We start from the raw sequence: 22,110 nt of genomic DNA on the forward strand, positions 1-22,110 counted from the left end.
CAGCTTTTTTCACGCCTAATGAAGATGGTTATAATGACCGTTGGAACATTCAAGGGATCTCAAACCAGTTAGACGCTAAGATTTATATTTTTGATCGTTACGGAAAGCTTTTAAAGCAGTTGAGTCCAAGCAGTGAAGGTTGGGACGGAACCTACAATGGTAACCCTATGCCATCTAATGATTATTGGTTCAGAGTGGAGTATACCGATACAGATGATAAACGCAAAGAGTTTAAGGCTAACTTCACCTTAAAGCGCTAAAAAGTTTATTTCCGCGAAAGCGAAAAACATCAAAATAAAACCCCACTACATCTTACAAGGTGTAGTGGGGTTTTTTGTTAATAAATGATTGTGAAATTGGGTGGAAGGAAAAGTTTATATGATGAAGCTCAAGAGTAAAAAGCTGATACTATCGAACAAAAACGGTCAAAGCTTGAGGCTCAATTATAGCCTCTACCTCACTTAAAGTTTTGCAGTATTCGCCATCTATTTGAAAATCTATCTTCTTTTTAGATTTAATAATGGCTTTTTTAGAAGGAATAACCTCTAGGAATTCTGGGGAAAATTTAGCTCCTTTATTGAATGTCTTAAAAACTTCGATAACATCTAATTTTTTAAATAAGAGAAGTTCGAATATACCATCGTCCATTTTTCCATCGGCATTTACAATGGCACCGGTTCCAAATTTTTTAGAATTTGCAATGGCCAACATAATTCCTTTTTTATTAAGGGTTTCGCCATTTACCTCTATAGTAAAATCGTAAGGCCCTTCTGTACTAAAAAGTGTAGGGATAGTTTGTATAGCATAACCAAATTTACCTCTAAAGCTTCCTTGTTCGTATTCTCGAATCAATTCCGCGTTAAGCCCAAGATCACTAATGTGTAAGCAGAGCTCACCATTAATTTTAATTGCATCAATAGATTTTTTGTGATCCCCTAATGCTATTTTAATAAACTCTTCTGGTTCTAAGGGAAGATCAAGATCATTTGCTAATCCATTGGCAGAACCCGCGGGTAAAATCCCGATAGGTAATGATTCTTGTTTTTTCATGGCTTCGGCAACTAATTTAATTGTACCATCACCTCCCGCTACCAGAATTCTTTCAAATTCATTAGAAGTAATAAGGTTTTGAATTTTTTTTATATCACCTTCTCCCGTAGTTTTAAAAATTTCAAAACCGGTTGTAATGTTTTCTCTTAATAAGTTTAAGATAGGACCTTTATCTGAATCACCACTTATAGGATTTATTACCAATAAAATTTTCATAACGACCTGTTTGTTGCGAGCTAATTTATTTATTTTTAAAATTATTATCTGTTATCGTTTTTATAATTTATGGCATTAGCATTAAAAATATATAGAGGTTACGCAAACGAAAGAAAAATTATGGTCTTTGGTCACGTCTTTGAAAAAGATGCGCCAGATGTTTTTAAGTTAGATAAAAAGTGGTACAAACACGCCTGGCAAGTTTTGCGGATTTTTAGAATCAAAACCGAAAGTAACGCAAGTGTAGTTTTTAAATTTAGAAACTTAGAGGTAAAAACGAAAACCTTAGATGATGGTCATTTTAGAATGATGATTCCATATGAAGATGATATTGAACCTGGGTGGCATAATTTTAAAGTGGAAGTTATTGATGATGAATCTAGACAAGAAGAAGTTGGGGAGTTTGTAAAACCTTACCCCGGAGAATATGGGGTGATTTCTGATATTGATGATACTTTTTTAGTTTCTCATTCTGGGAACATCTTTAAAAAACTTTATGTAATGTTGACGCGCAATGTCAATAAGAGAAAAGTGTTTGATAATGTGGTGGAGCATTATAGATTATTGAATCAATTGGGAAGAAAAGAGAGGTCTAAGAATAATGCCTTTTTTTATGTAAGCAGTAGCGAATGGAATTTATATAATTTTATTATTCAGTTTACTGAAATTCACCAATTCCCAAAAGCTGTTTTAAAGTTAAAGAAAATAAAATCGGGACTTCGAGATTTTCTGAATACTGGCGGAGGAGACCATAATCACAAATTTTTTAAAATAAGACATATTGTTGAGTTTTACCCAGAACTTCATTTTATTTTACTGGGTGATGATTCGCAGCAAGATCCTTATATCTACAGAGATATTTCTAAAATTTTCCCCCAGAATATAAGCACGATTTATATTAGACAAACTCAAAAAAGAAAAAAAGAGAAGGTAAAACAAATTCTATTAGAAATGAACATGAGTGGTTTTAAAACTTGTTATTTTAAAGGTAGTAGTGAGGCGATGAAGCATAGCTTGGATAACCTAAAATAAAAAAAACGCCAATTTTATTAGGCGTTTTTCTTTAATTCTATACTTTAAGCTTATTTATTTTAGCTTACTGCTTTATGTAAATCAGCTTTAGTGTTATAAGCAGCCTCTTCTACTTTGTTATTTGCTGTTGCAGCATTTTTCTTAGCTTTTAAAGATTCAAGCTTGTGCTCTAAAGAATTTTTTACACTATCTACTTTATTTTTAGCTCCGCTAACATAATCATTTGTAGAGTCTACAATTTCTTTTCTTGTTTCTGAACCTTTTTTAGGTGCAAACAATAACCCTGCTGCTGCTCCTGCAACTGCTCCAGATACTAAACCAACAATCAATTTTCCTACTTTCATAATCTTTTTAGTTTTTAAGTTTATAGCTTTTTTTGTTATTGTAAAGATATAAACTAGCTTTATTCAAAAACTAAGTTGCTAGTTAAGCTATTGATAAACTTTTGTTTAAAAACTTAAAGATTTAACAGTTGGTAATTAATAATTATTTTTCTTCATTTTCAGGTGAGTTCTTAATTACTACTCTAGATTTAGATAGGTGCATACCATCTTCCAGTTCACTAATAAATTTCACCAATTTTTCTCTGAGTACACAGTGCAAATCCCAAGTATGGCTAGCATCTTTAGAACTACAAAGCGCTCTTATTTGTATGGCTTTCTCGGTTACGTCTACCACTTGTACAACGGGAGGATGATCTTTATCCCAGCTTTCCTCTTGCTCTAAGAGTTCTTTAAATTTTTTTCTGACTTTTTCTACATCAATTCGATAATCTGCATACAAGTTAATAGGCCTTATTTGGTGTGCGCTTGTCATAGACCAATTTTCGAATGTATTAGAAATAATAAATTTAAGCGGAACTATAAGTCGGCGTAAATCCCAAGTTCTTACCACCATATAGGTAAACCGAATATCTTCTACGTAACCCCAATCGTCTTCAATAATTATGGTGTCCCCAATTCTTGCAGGTCTTGTAATTGCAATTTGTATACCTGCTATAATATTTCCTAATGTACTTTGCGCAGCAATACCTAAAATTACGGTGGCAACTCCGGCGGAAGCCAACAGAGAAATCCCTAATTTTTCTAATGACCTAAACTGTGATAATATAATACTAGCCCCAACAATAATAACTACAAAGGTGACAATTCTCCTAGCTACAGAAATATAAGTAAGCATCATTCTAGCTTCAGAGTTTTCTTCGGGATTGGTATCACCAATTTTATTTTCGGCTACGTGCACCATTAAAAAATCTATAAGTCTCATGATTAACCAAGTAATAGAGCCTATGACGATAATGAGAAGGATAGCGTATAAAGTTGTTGCAAAAGAACCGGTAAAAGATATTAATTCATTTAAGAGAATGTAAAAAATGAGTATCCCAAACGTAATACCTGCCGGCTTAGATAAGCGGTTAGAGATATTATTAACCCACATTTTATCTGATTTTAAAAATAATTTCCTAAATGCATATATAAGGCACTTTCCTAAAAAGTAAGATAATAATATTAAAACAAGAGTGCCTACGGGTTTCCAAATAGGCATTCCTAATATCTTTATTCGAGCCCAGTGGGGCATCATTCTATCTAGTTTTCTAGGACCATAAAACTCATAAAGAGGTTCGATATTCTCTACAGTATTCGCAGAAATCAGCCAAAAAGCTCCATAGTCTTTAAATTTTACCCGTTGTAACCTTAAAACAATATCCTTATTATTTAAATCAATTTCTCCAAATACGATGCTCCTTCTAGGCTTACCAGCAACAGCTTGATTGGTAGTAGTGCTTATGTCTATTTGACCATCGGGACGATCCGATAAGTCACTCCAATTAATTTTGACCCTTTGATTAAGTACAAAGTATAATTTTTCAGCTAAAATACCAGCGTCTTTTTTTGAGAGGTTGCTAGGAAATAAATTAAAATTGAGAGCATAAGCAGCTTCCTCATACTTTTCATTTCTAGCGTGGGCTACAAAATGTTCTAAAGTAGCTTGCGGAGTTTGCAAATTGTATTCACTCGCAGGCAAACCAATGCTTTCATTTAACCTTCCCAAAACATAATAGGCTTCGTTATATTCTTCTATAGGGTTAGACCTATAGTTTTCCTTATCGGAATTAATAACGCTTTCCTTTTTGGGGAGGTTTGTTTTTTCGAGATGAGTAGAATCTTCTTCCTGGTGTGCTTGTATATGAATACTAAATACAACAAAAATGATTGTTAATAAGATAGAAAAGTAAGAATGCTTCATAGAAACGTAATTTACAAGCTTTTAAAAAAGTAGATTCTTAGGAATTTGTTAAATATATATTTTATCGCACATTATTATAATGTAAACATTTTAAGAAAAAAGCAACCCTTTTTAAAATGAATCATCTACTTAATAAACCTATCTAATTTATGAAAACTATAAAAATTCTTTTATTTTCTATTATTGCCTTTTGTTTTTCATCTTGTATTTATTGGAATAACGATGATGACATTCCTAGTCAAGAAAGTCAATATGAACCTATAACACAAACTAGGTCTTTTTTTGAGAATGACATAGAACTTCAAACTTCTAGGCCCATTAGTGATGCAGGTAAAATCTATATAAAAGACGAGTATATTTTAATAAATGAGAATGAAGAAGGTTTCCATTTATATGATAATACAAACGCTGAATCTCCAGAACCTATAGCTTATTTGAAGGTAAAAGGCGCAACAGACTTAGCCATTCGAGAAAACACCATGTATATACACCATTTAGTAGATTTGGTAGCAATAGATTATAATTTTCATACCAATTCTATCGAAAATATAAACAGGTCTCCTAATGTTTTTCCACGTTTAATTTCTCCAGATGGTTTTCAAGCCGAGTATTTTAATGTACCAGAAAATGAAGTCATTACAGGTTATCAACTTAAAAACTAAATCATGAAAAAAATTATATTATTCTGTTTAATTGTTATAGCAGCTTCATGCAGCTCAGATAGTAATAGTAGTTCCGCTAATTCTGCAGATTCTGGAGGAGATGGAATGGGAGGGAGTTTAGCTAGATTTGCCCTTGCAGGAAATTATTTATATACTGTGGGAGAAGAATCGCTTAGTGTTTTTGAAATTACCAACCCCAATCAGCCTATTTTTAAAGGAAGTACCTATATAGGATTCGATATTGAAACTTTATTCGCTTTAAATGATAAATTATATGTAGGGAGTAGATTGGGAATGTTTATTTATGATATATCAGCTCCAGAAAATCCTTTGCAATTAGCAGAGGTAAGCCATATTAGAAGTTGTGATCCTGTAGTTTCATCGGGAGACTTTACGTATGTCACTTTGCATACCAATGCAGCATGTCAGGGAAATATTAATCAATTAGAAATTTATAAAACAGAAAATCCTTTGTATCCTGAATTATTAACTACAGTACAAATGAATCAGCCTATCGGATTAGGGCTTTACGGAAATTATTAGTTAGTGGCCGATTTAAATGTGGTTAGAGTTTTAGATGTATCAGAACCTCAATATCCAAATTTCGTTTCTTCAATTCCCATTACCGGATTTGATTTGATCATAAGAGAAGACGAACTTTTTGTAATTGGAGAAGAACAGTTAACGCAATATGAATTAGGAGTATTTAACGATGAGTTCACCTCTACGGAAATAAGCGAAATCACTTTTTAAAGTTTTACCTGAAATAAAAAAGCCACATCTATTTAAATGATGTGGCTTTTATCAACTAACTTAACCTAACTTAAATTTTTAAAAACAATATTCATTTTCTGAAGTAAGTTTTTCTGCAATCGTATTTCTAAGTGCCACGACATTAGACATATTTTGATATTTTGTAAAACGCTTAAGTCCCATTAACATCATACGCTGCTCATCGCCTGTAGCGAAAGAAACTATACCTTCTTTTGCTTTTTGAGTTACGATATCTACAGCATTGTATAAGTAAAGTTTACTCATCGCAATTTGTTCTTTTTGAGATTCCTCACCGTTTCTTTTTGCATTCTTTTCGGTTCTTAAGATAGTAGATTCTGCCATATAAACCTCAATAAGAATATCAGATGCAGCCAATAATAGCTGTTGGTGCTCTTCTAAATCTGGTCCAAATTTTTGAACAGCGCTTCCAGCCACCATTAAAAATACTTTCTTTAAATTGGCTACCATCTCTTTTTCTTCAGCAAACAACTCAGAATAATCTGGCTTGTCGAAAGAAGGAATTCCTGTTAATTCATCGGCTACAGCTTGAGCTGGACCTAATAAATCTACGTGACCTTTCATCGCTTTTTTAACGAGCATTCCCACGGCTAGCATTCTGTTAATCTCGTTGGTTCCTTCGTAAATTCTAGAAATACGAGCATCTCTCCAAGCAGATTCCATTGGAGTATCTGCAGAGAATCCCATACCACCATAAACTTGTATTCCTTCATCACTACAGTTTTGTATGTCTTCAGAACAAGCTACTTTTAATATAGAACATTCTATAGCATATTCCTCTACACCTTTTAATTCCGCTTCAGCGTGAGAGCTTCCTTCCGCTTGACGGATAGCAATACGATCTTCCACATTTTTAGCAGCTCTGTAAGATGCTGATTCTCCTGCATAGGCAGAAGTAGCCATTTCAGCTAACTTATATTTTATGGCACCAAAATTGGCAATAGGCGTTTTAAATTGAACACGATCGTTAGCATATTTAACTGCGCTATTGGTTACTCTACGTTGCGCATCTAAACAAGCCGCAGCTAATTTGATTCTACCAACATTTAAGGCGTTCATAGCGATTTTAAAACCGTTGCCTCTTTCTGAAAGCATATTTTCTACCGGAACTTTTGTTTCGTTAAAAAATACTTGTCGGGTAGAAGAGGAGTGAATTCCTAACTTCTTTTCTTCTTCTCCAAAAGAAATTCCGTTCTCTTTATCGTTTTCTACAATGAAACCCGTAATATTTTTATCATCTTCAATTCTGGCAAATACAATGAATACGTTAGCGAACCCTGCATTAGAGATCCACATTTTTTGCCCAGAAATACTGTAGTACTTTCCATCGTCTGAAAGTACTGCTTTTGTTTTACCAGAATTGGCGTCACTACCTGCTCCAGGTTCAGTTAAACAATAAGCACCAAACCACTCACCAGTTGCTAATTTAGGAACGTATTTTTTCTTTTGCTCGTCATTACCATAAAGTGTTATAGGCATTGTACCTATTCCTGTGTGTGCTCCAAAAGCGGTGGCGATAGAACCTGTTGCTCCAGAAATATAATCACATACCAGCATAGTAGATACAAACCCCATCCCTAAACCATCATATTCTTCGGGAACTGCTATGCCTAAGAAACCAAGTTCTCCAGCTTTGCGCATAACCTTCTCGGTTAGATCATAATTCTTATTTTCGAACTCCTCTTTTTTTGGCCAAATTTCACGGTCTACAAACTCTTTTACCGAGTCTTTCATCATTTTCTGCTCCTCATTAAAATCTTCTGGAGTAAAAACGTCTTCACATTTGGTTTCCTTTACAAGAAACTGTCCGCCGCGAAGGATATCTTTTTTATTTTCTGTGCTCATTTTTATTTAGTTATTGTGTTGTGTTTTTTAATTTAAGAATTCATAAACTCCAGCTGCACCTTGTCCTGTACCTACGCACATGGTAACCATAGCGTGTTTATTTTGAAGATTACGCTTACGCATCTCATCAAAGATTTGAACAGAAAGTTTAGCTCCCGTACAACCCAAGGGATGTCCCATAGAAATGGCTCCTCCGTTAACGTTAAGTCGGTCTGTGTTAATGCCTAGTTCTCGAATTACAGCTAATGACTGAGAAGCAAATGCTTCATTCAACTCAATAAGCTCCATATCGTCTAATTTTAATCCAGCTTGTTTTAAAGCTTTTGGAATGGCTTTTACAGGTCCGATACCCATAATTCTAGGCTCTACACCTACTGCGGTAAAACTTACCAGTCTTGCAATAGGTTCTAGCTTAAGTTCTTTTACCATTGCTTCACTCATTACTAAAGTAAAAGCAGCACCATCACTCGTTTGTGATGAATTACCCGCAGTTACGCTTCCGCCTTCAGCGAATACAGGACGTAATCGAGCTAATGCTTCTATAGAAGTATCGGCACGAGGTCCTTCATCTTTAGTTACCGTATAAGAACGCGTTTTCTTTTTCCCATCTTCTACATAAGTCTCGTCTATGTTAATGGGTACAATTTGATCTTGAAAACGATCTTCAGCTTGAGCTTTTAAAGACTTTTGATGCGATTGAAAAGCAAATTCATCTTGATCTTCACGAGAAACTTTATACTTGTTGGCTACAGCTTCTGCCGTTAATCCCATTCCCCAATAATAATCTTCGTTACCCTCTTTCGCTACTTTATAATCAGGAACTGGCTTGTAACCTCCCATAGGGATGTAACTCATACTTTCAACACCTCCAGCGATAATACATTCGGCTTGACCGCTTTGTATTTTTGCTGAAGCGATGGCGATAGTTTCTAATCCAGAGGCACAGTAACGGTTAACAGTTACACCTGCTACATCTTCAGTCTTTAATCCCATAAGAGAAACTAGACGTCCCATATTTAAACCTTGTTCGGCTTCGGGCATCGCGTTTCCTACAATAACATCATCGATTCTTGTTTTGTCAAAATCTGGTAACTGCTCCATCATATACTGAATGGTTTCTGCAGCTAATTCATCTGGTCGTTTGAACCTAAAAACTCCTCTAGAGGATTTTCCTACAGCGGTTCTATATGCTTTTACTATATATGCGGTTTTATTCATCGTTTTGTTTTTTGACTTAAGATGATAGGACTTATGAGATAAGACTTTCTCCTGTTTATGAGTTCTTTATCTTTTCCATAAATCTTGTAATCATCCCTTGAATTATTTGAATTTTATTTTCTAAATGTTTAAATGTATTTTCGGAAATATAATTAATTTCAAATGCGATAATTAACTGTGTTTCCCACTCAAAAGCTGAACCCAAAGCGGTTTCTAAATATTGTAAAAAATGCTTATTAGTACTTTTACTTGTTCCCTCAGCAATATTAGAGGGAATGGAAATTGCAGAACGTTGAATTTGACTTATAAGTGAATATGTTTCTGTTTTAGGGAATTTTTTAGTTATAGAATAAGTTTCTTTAACTAGTTCTATTGTTTCCGTCCAGATCATCAATTTTCTAAAGTTATGATTTGCAGCCATAATATTAATTATCTTAAGTCATAAGTCATTTTTTCAATAGTCTACTTTAAAGATTAATTTCTAAGCGGTTTCCCTTTTTTCAACATATGTTGTAATCTCTCTAGAGTTTTTCTTTCTCCCGTTAGTGATAAGAAAGCTTCCCGTTCTAGATCTAATAAATATTGCTCACTTACGTGTGATGCAGCAGATAGATCTCCTCCTGCCATTACATAAGCCAATTTATTAGCGATTTTTTTATCGTGTTCACTAATATATTTTCCAGCATACATTTGGTCTGTACCTACATAAAAAGCTCCGAGTGCTTGTTTTCCTAATACTTTAATATCTGTCCGGTGGATTGGTTTTGTATATCCATTTTCAGCCATTAATAAAGCGTGTTTTTTAGCCATAGCTAATTGCCTTTCTTTATTTACTACGATTATATCTTTTCCTTTTTGAAGAATATTCGTGTCAAAAGCTTCGTATGCCGAAGTTGATACTTTAGCCATTCCAATAGTTAAGAAATGTTCTCTAAGTCTATTAAGTTCTACATCATCTTTTTGAAAAGTATCAGCCGCTCTCACCGTCATTTCTTTAGAACCACCACCACCAGGGATCACACCAACACCAAACTCTACTAGGCCAATATAAGTTTCGGCATGAGCTACAACTTTATCCGCGTGAAGCGAAAGTTCACAGCCACCTCCTAAAGTCATATTGTGAGGAGCCGCTACGGTTGGTATCGAGGAATAACGCATACGCATCATCGTGTCTTGGAAATATTTTATCGCCATATTGAGCTCATCATACTCTTGCTCTACGGCCATCATAAAAATCATCCCAATATTGGCACCTACAGAGAAATTTTGTCCGTCGTTGGCAACTACTAAACCTTGATAATCTTTTTCGGCTATATCGATGGCTTTATTAATTCCGTCAAGGACATCTCCTCCAATAGAATTCATTTTACTGCGGAATTCTACGTTTAAGATTCCGTCTCCTAAATCTTCTACAACAACACCACTGTTTTTGAAAACTTCTTTAGATTCTCTAATATTATCTAGAATGATAAAAGCATCTTGTCCAGGAACTTTTACTTGTTCTTTTTGAGGGATGTCGTAATAGTAAGTGTTACCTTCCTTTACGGAATAAAAAGACTTGCTACCTGTTTCTAGCATTTCATTTACCCAAGCTGCAGGTTCGTACCCTTGCTCTTTCATCATTTCGATTCCTTTCTCTACGCCAATTGCATCCCAAATTTGAAAAGGACCGTGTTCCCATCCAAAACCAGCTTTCATAGCATCATCTATTTTGTAAAGCTCATCTGATATTTCTGGAATACGATTAGATACATAAGCAAAAAGAGCAGAAAAGTTCTTACGGTAGAATTCTCCTGCTTTATCTTTTCCTTTAATAAGAACTTCAAAACGATCGCTTACATTATCAATTGTCTTAGTGAGTTCTAACGTAGCAAATGATGCACTTTTTCTTTCTCTATATTCTAAAGTATTTAGGTCTAGTGATTTTATTTCGCTAGAACCATCTTTCTTTTTTTCTTTTTTATAGAAACCCTGTCCCGTTTTACTTCCGAGCCATTTGTTCTCCATCATCGTATTAATGAAACCAGGCAACTTAAAGAGGTCGTGCTGCTCATCATCGGGTACATTTTCATAGAGACCATTGGCAACGTGAACTAGCGTATCTAAACCAACAACATCTACTGTACGGAAAGTGGCTGATTTTTGTCTACCAATTACTGGTCCTGTAAGTTTATCAACTTCTTCAATAGTCATATCCATATCTTTTACCATATGGAAAAGGCTCATAATACTAAAAATACCAACTCTATTTCCAATAAATGCAGGAGTATCTTTCGCTACTACAGATTTTTTTCCAAGGAATTTTTTTCCATAGTCATTTAAGAATTCTAATACATCAGTAGAAGTTTTAGGTCCGGGTATGATCTCGAATAATCTTAAATACCTTGGCGGATTAAAAAAGTGAGTTCCGCAAAAGTGTTTTTGAAAATCTTCACTTCTACCTTCATTCATAAATTTAATTGGAATACCAGAAGTATTTGAAGTAATTAAGGTTCCAGGTTTACGATGCTTTTCTAAGTTATCAAAAACCTGTTTTTTAATATCTAATCTTTCTACAACAACCTCTATAATCCAATCTACTTCAGAAACTTTATGAATGTCATCTTCTAAGTTACCTGTAGTAATTCTATTTGCGAATTTTTGATGATAGATAGGAGAGGGTTTTGATTTTAAAGAAGCTTGTAAAGCTTCGTTTACAATCCTGTTTCTTACCGTCTTATCTTCTAGGCTTAAACCTTTTTTCTTTTCTTTATCATTTAATTCTCTAGGAACAATGTCTAGTAACAGGACTTCTACACCAATATTGGCGAAATGACAAGCGATACCGCTTCCCATAATTCCTGATCCTATGACAGCTACTTTATTAATGTTTCTTTTCATAATTATTTTACAGGAGTTTCTGATTTATAAATTTTTTTGTTGTTGATTAATTCCATAATTGTATTGGCTACGCGATTAAAAGTCTTAAGATCTTCTTGCGGAATAACTTCATTTACAGCTTCATCAAAAGTGAGAACTACTTCTTTAGAAAAAGCTCTCATTTCTCGTCCAAATTCAGTCAGCTGGATGATAACACTTCTCCCATCTTCTGGGTTTCGTTGTCTTGTAATTAAGCCCTTATCTTCCATAGTTCTTAAGGTTCTAGACAAACTTGTTGCTTCCATTCCCATTTTTGGACCCAAAGAAGTAGAAGGAGTACCTTCATCTGGATCTATATTCAATAAGGCAAATCCTGTAGCCATAGTGCTACCTTTTCTGCTTGCTTCTTCATTATACATTTTAGCAACTGCAATCCAAGTAGCTCTTAGTACATAATCTATTGTTTTCTCTTTCATATATTATACTTGTCATCCAAATATAATGAATTTTATTATGCACGCATAATGTTATCGTGTTAAATTTTATATCGAGATGCAGAAATGGAAAAATTTTAACAAAAAATAGAGTTATAATGAATATAAATATAGGAATAAATAAATAATAAAATGTTATTTGTAATTTATATTAAAAGAATAAACTACTGAAAATATGTATATACTGTACAATTATAGAGTAGAAGAATTGTGGTGTTTAGCTTTGTTTTTTGATGAAGAAAATTGGGGATCTAAATGTGATGAGTGATTAAAAAATAACCTTAGTATTAAATGAGAAAAGATCATTTACACTCAAGTTGTAATTTTAAATTAAAGTGTCGTAATTAAAAATTAGAAAAGATGAATTTTTAAATCGTATTAATTTCAAATAAAAAGCTCTAGAGTTTATCTAGAGCTTTTTATTAAAATTTTAAATTATTTATGATTGAACCTCATAGATTTTATTGTACAGGTCTAAATATTTCTCTTTAATTATTTTTCTCTTCATTTTCATGGTAGGAGTAAGGTGGTTATCATCTACGGACCACACATCTGGAGTTAATTCGAATTTCTTAACCCTTTCCCATTTTCCAAATCGTTCATTGTAGAAATCTACTTCTCTTTGAATTCTATTAATAACCTCATTAGAGTTACATAATTCTTCTGTAGATGAACCAATATCTATGTTTTTTCTGCTAGCCCAATCTTCAATAAATTCAAAATTTGGTTGAATTAAAGCTGCAGGCATTTTTTGGCCTTCACCAATCACCATAATTTGTTCGATAAAACGAGATTGTTTCATCGTATTCTCAATCATTTGTGGAGCTACATATTTTCCACCAGATGTTTTAAACATTTCTTTTTTACGATCGGTAATTTTTAGGAAACCTTCGTTGTCAACTTCGCCAATATCACCTGTATGAAAATAATTATTTTTTAAGACTTCATCAGTTTTTTCTTGATCTTTATAATAACCAATCATCACCTGAGGTCCTTTTATTAGAATTTCTCCGTCTTCCGCAATTTTAACTTCAGTTTCTGGTAGAGGTTTACCAACTGTCCCTACTTTAAATCCTTTATTACGCATATCATTAACCGCTATAACAGGCGATGTTTCTGTAAGACCGTAACCTTCCATTACGCCGATTCCGGCTGCATTAAATACACGTGCTAATCGAGGTTGAAGCGCGGCACTACCAGAGGCAATTACTCCTAAATTTCCGCCAAGGGCTTCTTGCCATTTACTAAAGATTAATTTACGAGCTAATTTGAGTTTAGTTTCATACCACCAGCCATTTTGTCCGTAGGGTTCCCATTCTAGACCTAATTCTACCGCCCAGTAAAATAATTTCTTTTTAATCCCTTCTAAAGCGGTCCCTTTTGCAATAATCTTATCGTATACTTTTTCTAAGAGTCTAGGAACTGCAGACATAACATCAGGTTTAACCTCTTTTAAGTTTTCACTGATTTTATCTATAGATTCAGCAAAATAGATGCTTACTCCAGTGTATTGATACATATAAAGTAACATGCGTTCGTAAATATGACACACGGGTAGAAAGCTAATGGCAACACTTTCTTTTTCTTCTAGCGGAAGTCGAGTGGCACTATTAACAGCGTTACTCACTATATTTTTGTGAGATAACATCACTCCTTTAGGTTTTCCTGTAGTACCAGAAGTATAAATGATGGTAGCTAAATCATCTTCAGAAATTTGAGATTTAATATCTTCTACTTCTTTTTGATTACTGTCATCTTCTCCTAATTCTAGTAACTCTTTCCAGCTTTTAGCTCCTTCAATATCATCAAAACTATAGACCTCCTTTAACGAAGGAACTTGATTTTTAATTCTATTTACTTTATCTAAAACTTCTTTATCTGAAACAAAACAGTATATTGATTCGCTATGATTTAAAACATAGGCATACTCTTCTTCAGAAATGGTAGGATAAATAGGAACATCTTGTGCACCTGTTTGTAAAATACCAATATCCATAATATTCCACTCTGTGCGATTGCTGGTAGAAATGATGGCTATATTATCTTTTTTATTAACGCCTAAACGTAATAAAGCTCTACTAATTTTATTGGCTTTGTTGATATATTCTTCCGTAGAAGTGGCAATCCATTCGTTTCCGTACTTGGTTACCAGTGATTTTTGTAATTTGAAATTCTCTAATTGATAGTATGGAAAGTCAAAAAGGCGTTTTACTTCTGTCATAAGAAAAAGGAGTTATTATTATGCAAAATATAAAAATAACTCCTCTTTTTCTATTAAATTTTTACAAAAACTATTTATTTGTAAGATAAATGTTTGTCACACAGTTAAATATTAATAAAATATACTTTTTTAAACTTTTGGGGTAACTAAAGTAGCTTTAGTCTTGGGCAACTCTCTAGTTAACCACCCGCTTCTACTTGCAGTTGCGATAGCATAAGGAGTTATCCAGAATAAAGTAAATGTGTAAAATAAACTATAAGGATAAGCCCAAAAAGATTCGATAACCGTGTGTTTCTTAGCATAAAACAAAGCTTGAAAACTAGAGAATACTAAAATACTTACTAAAGCAGAAGTAATAAATAATAAGGGATAAGTAACAATGAAGAATAACATTAATAATAACATTGGGTAAGATAGTAATATCTTAGACCACTGGTTTAATAATAAAATTCTAGTTCCTGTCTTAGGTCCTTTTCTAAAGTCGCCAAAAGCAAATCTACTCATTGCAATATTCTCTCTTACATTACTTCTTTCCCAACGAATAAACATTTTGTATAGGTTTTTGTATCGCTCAGGAATATTAGTATACACAAAAGCATTTCTTTGAAATAATACTTTATAGCCTTGTTTTAAAATCATATTGGTCATCGCTCTATCTTCTCCAATATCTGAAGGTTGACCATTAAAGGTTTGATTAATCCATTCTGGTAAACAGTTTAAGACAGCATCTTTACGATATGCAGCCAAAGCACCAGGTGTACATAAAACCGATCCTAAAACACTTTGTGCAGATCTTACAAACTCAAAACTAAAAGCAAAACTAACATTTAGCATTTTCGGGATAAGAGCTTTTTTATTATTTAGTACTCTTACATTTCCAGCCACAGCTCCACATTCATCATTATTCACAAATGGACTTGCCATATTTCTCAAAGTGTCTTTTCTTACAATAGAATCACTATCCACAGTAATAAACACATCTCCTGTAGCTAGATGAAATCCGCGGTAAAGAGCGTGTCTTTTCCCTTTATTTTCAGGTTGTTGATAGATAGCTAAACGATCGCCTAATTGTTCTTTGGCTTTTTTCATCCATTCCCATGTATCATCTTTACTACCATCATCAATAGAAATTAATTGAATTTTTTCTTCAGGATAATTGCTTTCAGCTAAACTAATAAGTGTTTTCCATACCAGTTTACCTTCATTATAGGCCGGTACGATAATGGTGCAATTTGGTAATTCTTCATCTGAAACAGATTTAACTACTTTGTATTTAAAATATAAAACGATTAGATATACTAAAAAACCAATATGTGTTGCTAACAAAGCAATACCACCAATTCTTAAAGCTTTACCCCAAGCATTGTTCATTCTCTCTAAATGAATCGCTTCGAAATATGGGTAAAATAAAAAAGTAACCACTACAGCGCTGACTAATAGCAGAAACGTTCCTGCAAGAATTAATAACTTGGTTGAATTTGACTTGTCATTATCTGGTAATGACTTTTTTTGAGAACTTAAAAAATCGTGAGATTCAGTTGCTGAGTATTTTCTTGCTGTATTGCTCATATTCGTTTTTTTGGTTTACTCTTTATAAGCCAATATTGATGCCACGAGCTTAAACCTTGATAAACAATACTATTCTAAAGGATCGGTTTTATAATGTGTAGAAATTTTCTACAATTGTGTGGAATCTAATCTCATAAAAACCACATAAATTCTAATATTTAGGTCTAAAAAAACACTTCTAGAATTGACTAAAACAAAAAAGCTTGAAGTTGAAAAACTTCAAGCTTTTCTAAAAAATATAAATTTTACCTTATTTGTTTTCTAGCCACTTGCGTGCATTTACAAAGGCTTCTAACCAAGGTGTAACTTCATCATTACGATCTTTAGGGTAGTTAGCCCAATTCCACGTAAAAGTAGAACGCTCTAAGTGCGGCATCATCACTAAATGTCTTCCTGTATCGTCTGTTAACATAGCGGTATTAAAATCTGAGCCATTTGGGTTTGCAGGATAATTCTCGTAGCCATATTTACCCACAATATTATACTTTTCTTCTCCATAAGGGAAGCTAAACTTTCCTTCACCGTGAGCTGCCCAAATTCCTAATTTACTTCCGGCAAGACCAGATAACATAATAGATTTATTCTCTTTAATTTCTACCGATGTAAAATTACATTCAAATTTATGAGAATCATTGTGAAGCATTTTAGGCTTTTCGGTATGATCTGGGTTAATTAAGCCTAATTCTATAAATAGTTGACAGCCGTTACATACTCCTAATGAAAGCGTATCTTCTCTATCAAAGAATTTTTTAAGTGCAATATTAGCTTTTTCATTATATAAAAATGCACCAGCCCAACCTTTAGCACTTCCTAAAACATCTGAATTTGAGAAACCACCTACAGCCGCAATAAACTGAATGTCTTCTAGATTTTCCCGACCTGTAATTAAATCGGTCATATGAACATCTTTTACGTCAAAGCCAGCAAGGTGCATAGCACGAGCCATTTCACGCTCAGAGTTAGATCCTTTCTCTCTAATAATTGCCGCTTTTATTTTCGGTTTACCCGAATCAATTACAGGTAGTTTTCCTGTAAATTCTTTAGGGAATTGATAAGAAAGAGGTTGTTTTTTATAATTATCAAAACGCTCTTTTGCTTTAGTTTCTCCGCTTTGTTTCTGGTCTAATAAATAAGAAGTTTCAAACCAAGCATCACGATAAGTGGCAATATCAAACTCAAACTTATCAGTTTGGTTGGTGATTTCTAAGCTTCCTTTGCTTGTTACTTCACCTACTTTGAAAAACGAAACGTTAAGCTCTTCTAATATTGTTTCCGCGGAAGCGTCTTTAGTCTGAAATACAATTCCGCTATTTTCATTAAATAATACTTTAGCAGAGTCTTTTTCATTTAAAGCGCTTAAATCTATAGTAGCACCTAGATCTACATCAGCAAAGCACATTTCTAACAAAGTAGTGATCAATCCTCCTGAAGCAACATCGTGTCCAGCTAAAATATGATCTTCTTTAATTAATTTTTGTATCGCATTAAAGGTCTTGGCAAATTGCTCATCATCTTTAATCGTAGGAACTTCAGTCCCCACTTTATTTAAAATTTGAGCAAAAGAAGAACCTCCTAATTTAAAATTATCTTGAGATAAGTTGATGTAATAAATGTCACCGCCATTTTTTTGTAAAACTGGTTCTACTACTTTGGTGATTTGATTACAATTTGCTGCTGCGGAAATAATCACTGTACCCGGAGAAATTACCTCTTTATCTGGGTATTTTTGCTTCATCGATAAAGAATCTTTCCCTGTTGGGATGTTAATTCCTAAATTGATAGCAAAATCTGAAACCCCCTTTACAGCTTCATATAAGCGCGCGTCTTCACCTTCGTTATTACAAGGCCACATCCAGTTGGCAGAAAGAGAAACCGATTTTAATCCTTTTTCTAATGGTGCCCAAACTAAATTAGTCAATGACTCAGCTATTGAGTTTTTAGCTCCCGCAACCGGATCTACCAAACCAGAAATAGGGGAGTGCCCAATAGAAGTGGCCACCCCTTGATTTCCATTATAATCTAAGGCCATTACACCTACATTGTTTAAAGGTAATTGTAGAGGTCCTGCATTTTGTTGTTTGGCAACCCTTCCTGAGACACAACGGTCCACTTTATTGGTTAGCCAATCTTTACAAGCAACAGCTTCTAATTGTAATACTTGTTTTACATAATCGTAAATTTTATCTGTCTTATATTCTAAAGCAGAATAATTTTGTTGAACGGTTTTGTCGTTCATAATGGTTTGAGGCGAACTACCAAACATATCGGCTAGAGCCAAATCCATTGGTTTTTGTTTAGAAGTGCTTCCTTCAAAGGTAAATCTATTGTCATTCGTAACTTCACCTACTTGGTACATAGGAGAGCGTTCTCTATCTGCTACTCTTTTTAGGGTAGCAATTTGATCTTTACCAATCACTAATCCCATACGTTCTTGAGATTCGTTCCCAATAATTTCTTTGGCAGAAAGCGTAGGGTCACCTACGGGTAATTGGTCTAAATCTATTTTCCCTCCTGTTTCTTCGACTAATTCACTTAGACAATTTAAGTGACCTCCAGCGCCGTGATCGTGAATAGAAACAATAGGGTTTTCATCTGCCTCTACCATACCGCGAATTGCATTGGCAGCACGTTTTTGCATTTCTGGGTTAGAACGTTGTATAGCGTTAAGCTCTATACCGCTACTAAATTCTCCTGTATCTGCAGAAGAAACTGCAGCTCCTCCCATTCCAATTCTATAATTTTCACCTCCAAGAATAACAATTTGATCATCTTTCTTTGGAACATCTTTTAAAGCTTGGTCTTTTTTCCCGTAACCAATTCCGCCTGCGAGCATAATCACTTTGTCGAAACCTAAGTCACGATCATTCTCGGTATGTTCGAAGGTAAGAACAGATCCCGTAATAAGTGGCTGACCGAATTTATTTCCAAAATCTGAAGTTCCATTAGAAGCTTTGATAAGGATATCCATAGGAGTTTGATATAGCCATTTACGTTCTTGCATTCCTTTCTCCCAAGGTCTATCTTCATTAAGACGGCTGTAAGAAGTCATATAAACAGCAGTTCCTGCTAATGGTAAAGAACCTTTACCACCTGCAAGACGGTCTCTAATTTCTCCTCCGCTTCCAGTTGCAGCTCCGTTAAAAGGTTCTACAGTGGTAGGGAAGTTGTGAGTTTCTGCTTTAATAGAAATCACAGAATCGTAATCTTTATTTTGGTAATAATCTGGCTTGTCGGCCGATTTTGGAGCAAATTGCTCTACTCTGGGTCCGTTGATGAAAGCTACATTATCTTTATAAGCCGAAACGATTTCGTTAGGATGTTTTTCTGAAGTTTTTCTAATAAGTTTAAAAAGTGATGAGGGTTTTTCTTCCCCGTCAATCACAAATTTCCCATTAAATATCTTATGTCGGCAATGTTCTGAATTAACCTGAGAAAATCCAAAAACTTCTGAGTCGGTTAGCTTTCTTCCCAATTTTTCTGATAGTTCTTCAAGGTATTTTACCTCTTCTTCATTTAACGCTAAACCTTCTTGTTGGTTGTAAGCGTTAATATCATCTATACTTTTAATTTCTTCGGGTTGTATATGAATCTCAAAAATATCTTGATGCAATTCGTGATATTTTTGAGAAAGCATAGGATCAAAATCAGTAAAGTCTTTTTCTACTTCATGAAATTCTTCGATACGTAGAATGCCTTCGATTCCCATATTTTGAGTGATCTCTACCGCATTTGTACTCCAAGGAGTAATCATCGCTGCACGCGGACCTACAAAATCTCCTTTTAAAGATTCTTTATTGATTTGTTGAGCGTCACCAAAAAGCCAATTGAGTTTTTGTATGGCGTCCTCTTGTAATTTTTGTTGTGTTTGTACGGTATAAACCGTTTTTGAAGAGTTTCCGAAGAAAAGAATCATAATCGGGTGGTTTGTGTTGTGTTGAGCTGCAAATTTACTTTTTTCTTTCAATTATAGCTATAAAAAAAAGCGGCAATTAAAGCCGCTTTTTTTTGTAGTCTATTTAGAAATTAATGATTGATCACTAATTTTTTTGTAGCTGTTTTTCCTTCCGAGGTAAGCTTTAATAAATATAAGCCATTGCTAATGCTACTCACATTAATACTAGAAGTAGAAACTTGTTGAGCTTGCTGAATCAATCTTCCGTTAAGGTCATAGATTTCATATGAAAAATCAACATTATTATTCATTTGAACATTTAGGTTATTTCCTTTAACTGGGTTAGGATAAAAACTAAAATCTAATTCTTTGGTGTTAATCCTTAAATTGTCTTCACCAGTAATTTCGAAGCTATCTACCGTCCATCGAGTTGCATCATCTCCGTTAGAAGTATCATATTTGAAAGCTATATAAACAGAACCAGATATAGAGCTAATATCAATATTAGAATAAATGTTTTCTTCAATTGTACCAGATCCATCAGAATGTAAAGCGATATTTACATTAGGAACAGGTTGCCACGTAAAATTAGAAGGAGTTGCGCTTCCATCATAATCAGTTGAATATAAAAGCTGAAGCTCTGAGTCTCCATATGCAGCTGCAGTAAAGAATCTCAATTTTTCGTCTTGATACAAATCAAAATCTATAGCGTTGTAGGTGATAAGCCAATCTGTGCTAGGAACTTGTCCTTGAGAAAAACCGTTCATTTGAAAGCTCCCTGTGTTATTTTCTCCATATTGAGGTGAACATTCCCAATCTAAATCACTTAGCTCTGAAATCGCATTGAAAAGAACAGAATTACAACCTTCAAAATCTTCACTAAAAATAATGGTAGGGGCAGCTAGTGTTGTGACGTTAACCGTGTTGCTTAACGCTGATATATTTCCATAAGCATCTAATGCTTTTACAGCGAAAGAGTAATTGGTTTGTGGAGATAATCCTGAAATAGTAGTTTGTAGAGTAGTTACATTTTTAACTACTACACCGTCTTGTTCTACTTCATAAGAAACCACACCTACATCATCTGTAGCAGCATTCCAATCTAAATCTACAGAAGAAAAAGTGGTATTGGTTGCAACTAAATTTGTTGGAGCAGTTGGAGCTTGAGTGTCTGGATTAGGATTCCAAATTACGGCAACCCAAGATGGATTGTCAATATACGGGTTTCTGTTTCCTTGAAAACTATATGCAGCATTGTTACGATCGATTTCTTTTTGAGAAACAGGATCGTTATTGTGCCACTGGATAAGCATTTCTAACATCCAGTCTTCAAATACTTGATCTGAACTTCCATCTAATGTATTTTGACTTCCGTCGTTTACAGACTCCCATCCACCAATTTGATTTTGGTATCTTGTAGCCATGTAAAAATAAACTCTAGCAACATCACCTTTAAACTCATCTATAGGTTCAAAAACAGTCCCGTTATAAGCATTTGGGTGTGAATATACATTACTTCCTTTTTTAGATCCGTTGTTAGACGTGTAAGAAGCACTATTTACTTCACCAAAAGGAAGGTGTCCTCTTTGTCCGTTTACATAACCATCTGTAGGGTACACGTGGTGAATATCAGATTTCATAGGAGAAGCAGAGTTAAACCAGCTTTGAGGCATTAAATGCTCACGGTTATAACAAGATCCTTCTCCAGAATAATTTCCACATTGATCAGAACCTAGAGTAAAAGTGTAAGTGTCTGTTCCTGATGGGTTTTCAGAATAAATATCTAAAATTGTACCATCATTTTCATAATAATTGTCTATATCTGAAGAGCTGTACCCCGTCCATAAATCACCATAACTTTGAGAATTGTGACCACTGGTAATAATGTCTCTTAATTCTGACTTTAAAGTGTAACCACTTAAACCTTGCGCACTATTATAATAACCAGCAGGGGCTTGTGCGAAAGTAAATAGAGTTGCAAGTAGACAACCTAATAAAGTAATTTTTTTCATT

Annotated in this window: 17 protein-coding genes; 5 read left to right on the plus strand and 12 right to left on the minus strand. The window is 34.2% G+C overall.

Annotated features, from left to right (window positions below; genetic code table 11):
* Positions 1-260: T9SS type B sorting domain-containing protein (locus LX95_RS09230; RefSeq protein WP_146240762.1), on the plus strand; the 260-nt coding region annotated here is incomplete at its 5' end.
* Positions 261-408: 148 nt separating this feature from the next.
* Here LX95_RS09230 and LX95_RS09235 read toward each other — a convergent pair.
* Complete coding sequence (locus tag LX95_RS09235) at positions 409-1,266, minus strand: diacylglycerol/lipid kinase family protein (RefSeq protein ID WP_111541172.1); 858 nt, start codon at positions 1,264-1,266, stop codon at positions 409-411.
* 69 nt (positions 1,267-1,335) lie between these two features.
* On the opposite strand from LX95_RS09235, the gene LX95_RS09240 reads away from it, so the two are divergent.
* Complete coding sequence (locus LX95_RS09240; RefSeq protein ID WP_111541173.1) at positions 1,336-2,298, plus strand: App1 family protein; 963 nt, start codon at positions 1,336-1,338, stop codon at positions 2,296-2,298.
* Between the two features lie 59 nt (positions 2,299-2,357).
* Here the strand turns inward: LX95_RS09240 and LX95_RS09245 are convergent, their stop codons facing one another.
* The gene (locus tag LX95_RS09245; protein WP_111541174.1) at positions 2,358-2,642 is read right to left on the minus strand and encodes a YtxH domain-containing protein; all 285 of its coding nucleotides are present in this window, start codon (positions 2,640-2,642) and stop codon (positions 2,358-2,360) included.
* A gap of 142 nt (positions 2,643-2,784) precedes the next feature.
* The gene (locus tag LX95_RS09250) at positions 2,785-4,545 is read right to left on the minus strand and encodes a mechanosensitive ion channel family protein (protein ID WP_111541175.1); all 1,761 of its coding nucleotides are present in this window, start codon (positions 4,543-4,545) and stop codon (positions 2,785-2,787) included.
* Positions 4,546-4,694: 149 nt separating this feature from the next.
* On the opposite strand from LX95_RS09250, the gene LX95_RS09255 reads away from it, so the two are divergent.
* Genes LX95_RS09255 through LX95_RS14770 form a run of 3 tightly spaced genes read left to right on the plus strand, consistent with a single transcriptional unit; the run spans position 4,695 to position 5,960 of the window.
* Complete coding sequence (locus LX95_RS09255) at positions 4,695-5,207, plus strand: hypothetical protein (RefSeq protein WP_111541176.1); 513 nt, start codon at positions 4,695-4,697, stop codon at positions 5,205-5,207.
* 3 nt (positions 5,208-5,210) lie between these two features.
* Positions 5,211-5,750 carry an LVIVD repeat-containing protein gene (locus tag LX95_RS09260; RefSeq protein WP_245924755.1) on the plus strand — a complete coding sequence of 180 codons (540 nt, stop codon included), beginning with the start codon at positions 5,211-5,213 and terminating at the stop codon, positions 5,748-5,750.
* 3 nt (positions 5,751-5,753) lie between these two features.
* Entirely contained in the window at positions 5,754-5,960 is a 207-nt protein-coding gene (locus LX95_RS14770; RefSeq protein ID WP_245924756.1) for a hypothetical protein, read from the plus strand.
* A gap of 78 nt (positions 5,961-6,038) precedes the next feature.
* Here the strand turns inward: LX95_RS14770 and LX95_RS09265 are convergent, their stop codons facing one another.
* The 9 genes from LX95_RS09265 to LX95_RS09305 form a co-directional block, all read right to left on the minus strand.
* Positions 6,039-7,844: an acyl-CoA dehydrogenase family protein gene (locus LX95_RS09265; RefSeq protein ID WP_111541177.1), complete on the minus strand. Its 1,806-nt coding sequence runs from the start codon at positions 7,842-7,844 to the stop codon at positions 6,039-6,041.
* 27 nt (positions 7,845-7,871) lie between these two features.
* Positions 7,872-9,062, minus strand: coding sequence for an acetyl-CoA C-acyltransferase (locus tag LX95_RS09270; RefSeq protein ID WP_111541178.1), 1,191 nt, complete (start codon positions 9,060-9,062; stop codon positions 7,872-7,874).
* Between the two features lie 55 nt (positions 9,063-9,117).
* Positions 9,118-9,483 carry a four helix bundle protein gene (locus LX95_RS09275; protein WP_111541179.1) on the minus strand — a complete coding sequence of 122 codons (366 nt, stop codon included), beginning with the start codon at positions 9,481-9,483 and terminating at the stop codon, positions 9,118-9,120.
* A gap of 53 nt (positions 9,484-9,536) precedes the next feature.
* Positions 9,537-11,942, minus strand: a complete 2,406-nt coding sequence (locus tag LX95_RS09280) for a 3-hydroxyacyl-CoA dehydrogenase/enoyl-CoA hydratase family protein (RefSeq protein WP_111541180.1) — start codon at positions 11,940-11,942, stop codon at positions 9,537-9,539.
* Positions 11,943-11,944: 2 nt separating this feature from the next.
* Positions 11,945-12,397 (minus strand): MarR family winged helix-turn-helix transcriptional regulator, encoded by a 453-nt coding sequence (locus tag LX95_RS09285; protein ID WP_111541181.1) that lies wholly within the window; start codon positions 12,395-12,397, stop codon positions 11,945-11,947.
* A 457-nt stretch (positions 12,398-12,854) separates the two neighbouring features.
* Positions 12,855-14,636: an AMP-dependent synthetase/ligase gene (locus LX95_RS09290; protein ID WP_111541182.1), complete on the minus strand. Its 1,782-nt coding sequence runs from the start codon at positions 14,634-14,636 to the stop codon at positions 12,855-12,857.
* Positions 14,637-14,765: 129 nt separating this feature from the next.
* On the minus strand, positions 14,766-16,205 hold the full coding sequence (locus LX95_RS09295; RefSeq protein WP_111541183.1) for a glycosyltransferase: 1,440 nt from the start codon (positions 16,203-16,205) through the stop codon (positions 14,766-14,768).
* A 250-nt stretch (positions 16,206-16,455) separates the two neighbouring features.
* Positions 16,456-20,118 (minus strand): phosphoribosylformylglycinamidine synthase, encoded by a 3,663-nt coding sequence (gene purL, locus LX95_RS09300; RefSeq protein ID WP_111541436.1) that lies wholly within the window; start codon positions 20,116-20,118, stop codon positions 16,456-16,458.
* Positions 20,119-20,228: 110 nt separating this feature from the next.
* Positions 20,229-22,109, minus strand: a complete 1,881-nt coding sequence (locus LX95_RS09305; protein WP_111541184.1) for an endonuclease — start codon at positions 22,107-22,109, stop codon at positions 20,229-20,231.
* Position 22,110 lies beyond the last annotated feature (1 nt).

This window comes from Mesonia algae, from assembly GCF_003253545.1.
GTDB lineage: Bacteria > Bacteroidota > Bacteroidia > Flavobacteriales > Flavobacteriaceae > Mesonia > Mesonia algae.

Excerpts from the sequence above, each read along its gene's own strand:
- LX95_RS09260 (WP_245924755.1), top strand. The coding sequence starts at position 5,211 with ATGAAAAAAATTATATTATTCTGTTTAATTGTTATAGCAGCTTCATGC.
- LX95_RS09305 (WP_111541184.1), bottom strand. The coding sequence starts at position 22,109 with ATGAAAAAAATTACTTTATTAGGTTGTCTACTTGCAACTCTATTTACT.
- LX95_RS09250 (WP_111541175.1), bottom strand. The coding sequence starts at position 4,545 with ATGAAGCATTCTTACTTTTCTATCTTATTAACAATCATTTTTGTTGTA.
- LX95_RS09235 (WP_111541172.1), bottom strand. The coding sequence starts at position 1,266 with ATGAAAATTTTATTGGTAATAAATCCTATAAGTGGTGATTCAGATAAA.
- LX95_RS09275 (WP_111541179.1), bottom strand. The coding sequence starts at position 9,483 with ATGGCTGCAAATCATAACTTTAGAAAATTGATGATCTGGACGGAAACA.
- purL (WP_111541436.1), bottom strand. The coding sequence starts at position 20,118 with ATGATTCTTTTCTTCGGAAACTCTTCAAAAACGGTTTATACCGTACAA.
- LX95_RS09270 (WP_111541178.1), bottom strand. The coding sequence starts at position 9,062 with ATGAATAAAACCGCATATATAGTAAAAGCATATAGAACCGCTGTAGGA.
- LX95_RS09295 (WP_111541183.1), bottom strand. The coding sequence starts at position 16,205 with ATGAGCAATACAGCAAGAAAATACTCAGCAACTGAATCTCACGATTTT.
- LX95_RS09280 (WP_111541180.1), bottom strand. The coding sequence starts at position 11,942 with ATGAAAAGAAACATTAATAAAGTAGCTGTCATAGGATCAGGAATTATG.
- LX95_RS09255 (WP_111541176.1), top strand. The coding sequence starts at position 4,695 with ATGAAAACTATAAAAATTCTTTTATTTTCTATTATTGCCTTTTGTTTT.
- LX95_RS09265 (WP_111541177.1), bottom strand. The coding sequence starts at position 7,844 with ATGAGCACAGAAAATAAAAAAGATATCCTTCGCGGCGGACAGTTTCTT.
- LX95_RS09285 (WP_111541181.1), bottom strand. The coding sequence starts at position 12,397 with ATGAAAGAGAAAACAATAGATTATGTACTAAGAGCTACTTGGATTGCA.
- LX95_RS09290 (WP_111541182.1), bottom strand. The coding sequence starts at position 14,636 with ATGACAGAAGTAAAACGCCTTTTTGACTTTCCATACTATCAATTAGAG.
- LX95_RS09245 (WP_111541174.1), bottom strand. The coding sequence starts at position 2,642 with ATGAAAGTAGGAAAATTGATTGTTGGTTTAGTATCTGGAGCAGTTGCA.
- LX95_RS09240 (WP_111541173.1), top strand. The coding sequence starts at position 1,336 with ATGGCATTAGCATTAAAAATATATAGAGGTTACGCAAACGAAAGAAAA.